General features: G+C 71.8%; 1 protein-coding gene and 2 pseudogenes. 2 read left to right on the top strand and 1 reads right to left on the bottom strand.

Translation table 11 applies throughout. The features are described from left to right. Positions 1-114 precede the first annotated feature (114 nt). Together lepA and SACSA_RS0113335 are read left to right on the top strand one after the other, a co-directional pair. Positions 115-1,788 (top strand): annotated as a pseudogene (gene lepA / locus SACSA_RS22840) (translation elongation factor 4); the annotation flags it as partial. A gap of 97 nt (positions 1,789-1,885) precedes the next feature. After that, positions 1,886-2,936: pseudogene (locus SACSA_RS0113335) on the top strand (NAD(P)H-dependent flavin oxidoreductase). A gap of 23 nt (positions 2,937-2,959) precedes the next feature. Here SACSA_RS0113335 and SACSA_RS22835 read toward each other — a convergent pair. Further along, positions 2,960-3,601 (bottom strand): alpha/beta fold hydrolase (locus SACSA_RS22835; protein WP_019816421.1); only part of this gene is annotated, 642 nt, incomplete at its 5' end.

The raw sequence follows: 3,601 nt of genomic DNA, 5'->3' as shown, positions 1-3,601 counted from the left end.
TGTTCGGCTCGTCCTACGAGTCCTTCCCCGCGCCGTTCGACCTGCGCGGGTTCCGGATCGGAGAGACCACGGTCGCCTTCACCCCGTTCAGCGCGTTCGTCGTCGTCGCGGTGCTCGCAGAACGTGCGCCTGCCGTGGACGCTCGAGGGCCGCGAGCACGTGCTGCACCTGATCGACACGCCCGGGCACGTCGACTTCACCTACGAGGTCTCCCGCGCGCTGGAGGCGTGTGAGGGCGCCATCCTGCTCGTGGACGCGGCCCAGGGCATCGAGGCGCAGACGCTGGCCAATCTCTACCTCGCCCTGGACAAGGATCTGCACATCATCCCGGTCCTGAACAAGATCGATCTGCCCGCGGCCGAGCCGGACAAGTACGCCGCCGAGCTGGCGCACATCATCGGGTGCGAGGCCGACGACGTGCTGCGGGTCTCGGCCAAGACGGGCGAGGGCGTGCGCGAGCTGCTCGACCAGGTGGTCAGCCAGGTCCCGCCGCCCGAGGGCGCGGCGGACGACCCGCCCCGCGCGCTGATCTTCGACTCGGTCTACGACACCTACCGGGGCGTGGTCACCTACATCCGGGTCGTCGACGGCCGCATCACCCCGCGCGAGCGGATCACAATGATGTCCACCGGGGCCACCCACGAGCTGCTGGAGGTCGGCATCATCTCGCCCGAGCCCAAGCCGTGCGCGGGGCTCGGGGTCGGCGAGGTCGGCTACCTCATCACGGGGGTCAAGGACGTCCGTCAGTCCAAGGTCGGCGACACGGTCACCACCGACAAGCGCGGCGCCCGGGAACCCCTCGCCGGATACCGCGAACCCGTGCCGATGGTCTTCTCGGGGCTCTACCCGCTGGACGGCTCCGACTATCCCGACCTGCGCGACGCGCTCGACAAGCTGCGCCTCAACGACGCCGCGTTGACCTACGAGCCGGAGACGTCGGTGGCGCTCGGGTTCGGGTTCCGGTGCGGCTTCCTCGGCCTGCTGCACCTGGAGATCACCCGGGCGCGGCTGGAGCGGGAGTTCGGACTGGACCTGATCGCCACCGCACCGAACGTGGTCTACGACGTCTACCTCGAGGACGGCGCCGAGCACACGGTGACCAACCCGTCGGACTGGCCCACGGGCGGCAAGATCGCCGAGGTGCACGAACCGATCAGCAAGGTCACGGTGATCGCTCCCTCGGAGTTCATCGGCGCCATCATGGAGCTGTGCCAGGGCAAGCGGGGCACGTTGCTGGGCATGGACTACCTGTCCGAGGACCGGGTGGAACTGCGGTACCAGCTACCGCTCGCGGAGATCATCTTCGACTTCTTCGACTCGCTGAAGTCCCGCACGCGCGGGTACGCCTCGCTGGACTACGAGGAGGCGGGCCAGCAGGTCTCCGACCTGGTCAAGGTGGACATCCTGCTCCAGGGCGAGCCGGTGGACGCCTTCTCGGCGATCGTGCACAAGGACTTCGCGTACTCCTACGGCAACAAGATGGCCACCCGGCTGCGGGAGCTGATCCCGCGTCAGCAGTTCGAGGTGCCGATCCAGGCCGCCGTCGGGTCCCGCATCATCGCCCGCGAGACCGTGCGGGCCATCCGCAAGGACGTGCTGGCGAAGTGCTACGGCGGCGACATCTCCCGTAAGCGCAAGCTGCTGGAGAAGCAGAAGGAGGGCAAGAAGCGGATGAAGACGGTCGGCCGCGTCGAGGTGCCCCAGGAGGCGTTCGTCGCCGCGCTGTCCACCGGCGGTGGCGACGCCGAGAAGTCCGACAAGGGCAAGGGCGGCAAGGGCAAGAAGTGAGGTGCCGCGCCGCCGAGGTCCGGGGCCGCACCCGGGAATGACGCGGGAACCCGTGGCCGCGTCACGCGGTGGTGGAGCGGCTTCGTACGCTGTGCCCATGTTCGACAGCTTGCGCGTGCCCGTGATCGCCGCGCCGATGGCAGGAGGACCCTCCACGCCGGAGCTGGTCGCCGCCACGGCGCGGGTGGGGGCGTTCGGTTTCCTGGCCGGTGGGTATCTCAACGCCGCGGCTTTGGCCGACCAGATCGCCCACACCCGGCGACTGTCGGACGAGAAGTTCGGTGTGAACCTGTTCGTCCCCGGCATCCGGTCTACTGTGGACCTCTCGCCGTACACGGCGCGGCTGCGCGCCGAGGGCGGGCGCTACGGTGTGGAGCCCGGCGATCCGCGGTGGGACGACGACGGCTACTCCGCCAAGCTCGACCTGCTGGTCGAGGCCCGTGTGCCCGTGGTGTCGTTCACCTTCGGCGTGCCGCTCGAGTCCGACGTCGAGCGGCTGCACGAGGCGGGCAGCACGATCGTGGTGACCGTCACCTCGCCCGATGAGGCGCGCGAGGCCGTCGCGGTCGGTGCGGACGCGCTGTGCGTCCAGGGCTTCGAGGCCGGTGGACACCGCGGGATTTTCACCGACGACCCCCGCGACCCGTTCGGGGGTGAGGTCCACGGCGTGCTCGCCGCGCTGCGGCTGGTGGCGGGCGTGACCGACCTGCCCGTGATCGCCTCGGGAGGGATCGTGCACGGGGCCGACGTCGCCGCCGTGCTCAGCGCGGGCGCGGTGGCCGCCCAGCTCGGCACGGCGTTCCTGCGCGCCGACGAGGCGGGCACACACCACCCAGCGGCGCGCGCTCGCGGAGGGGACACGCTCCACGGCCGTGACGCGGGCGTTCAGCGGGCGGCCCGCGCGAGGTCTGGTCAACCGGTTCCTGCGCGAGCACACGCCGCACGCGCCCGCCGCCTACCCGCAGTTGCACCGGCTCAGTAAGCCGATTCGAGCGGCCGCGGGCCGGGCGGACGACGCCGAGGCCATGTCGCTGTGGGCGGGCCAGACCTACGCGCAGGCCCCGGAAGGGCCGGCGGGCGCCATCGTGGAACGCCTCCGGCGGGAGGCCCACGAGGCCGTCACCCGGGCGGCGGACCGCCTCACCTGACTCCGGTGGCGCCGCTGCGGGTGCTACGCGGTGTGCGGCAGGCCGCGGTGGGCGTGGGTGGTGAAGGAGGCCAGCACGTCGGCGACGGCGACCGGGTCGTCCAACTGCGGGCAGTGCCCCCAGTCGGGCCGGAACAGCAGGCGGCTGTGCGGCACCCGCGCGCGGACCCGTTCCGCCGACGCGGCGCTGACCAACCGGTCCTTGCCACAGGCGACGACGAGCAGCGGGGCGCTCAGCCGGTCGAGCTCGGCGGCTTCGGTCAGCTCGGTGAGCAGCGCGCAGGCCTCCTTCCAGGCGTCGGTGGTGGAGCGGTGGTCGTGGAACAGCTCGGTGAACCGCGCGACGTGGCGTGCCTCGGCGGAGCCCGCGTCGGCGTAGAGCAGTCGCGGCACCAGGTAGGCCGCGACGGCGCGGACCAGCGGCCCGGGAACTCCGATCGGCAGGGCCGACCACAGGCGCAGCGGGAGCGTGCTGCCCGCCACCGCGCGGGTCAGCCAGGAGTCGGCGAACCCCGGGGCGGCGATCGAGACGACCCCGGTGACCCCCAGCCCGGGGTCCTGCGCGGCCCGCAGGCTCAGCGTGCCGCCGAGCGAGTTGCCCACGAGCACGAGGTCCCCTGGGGCGTCCGGGGAGCCGGTCTCGTGGTCGACCACCGCCCGGACGAA

The sequence above is a fragment of the Saccharomonospora saliphila YIM 90502 genome, assembly GCF_000383795.1.
GTDB classification, from domain to species: Bacteria; Actinomycetota; Actinomycetes; order Mycobacteriales; family Pseudonocardiaceae; genus Saccharomonospora; species Saccharomonospora saliphila.
The sequence above is the reverse complement of the archived record's forward strand: the minus strand, read 5'-3'. Positions and strand labels throughout refer to the sequence as shown.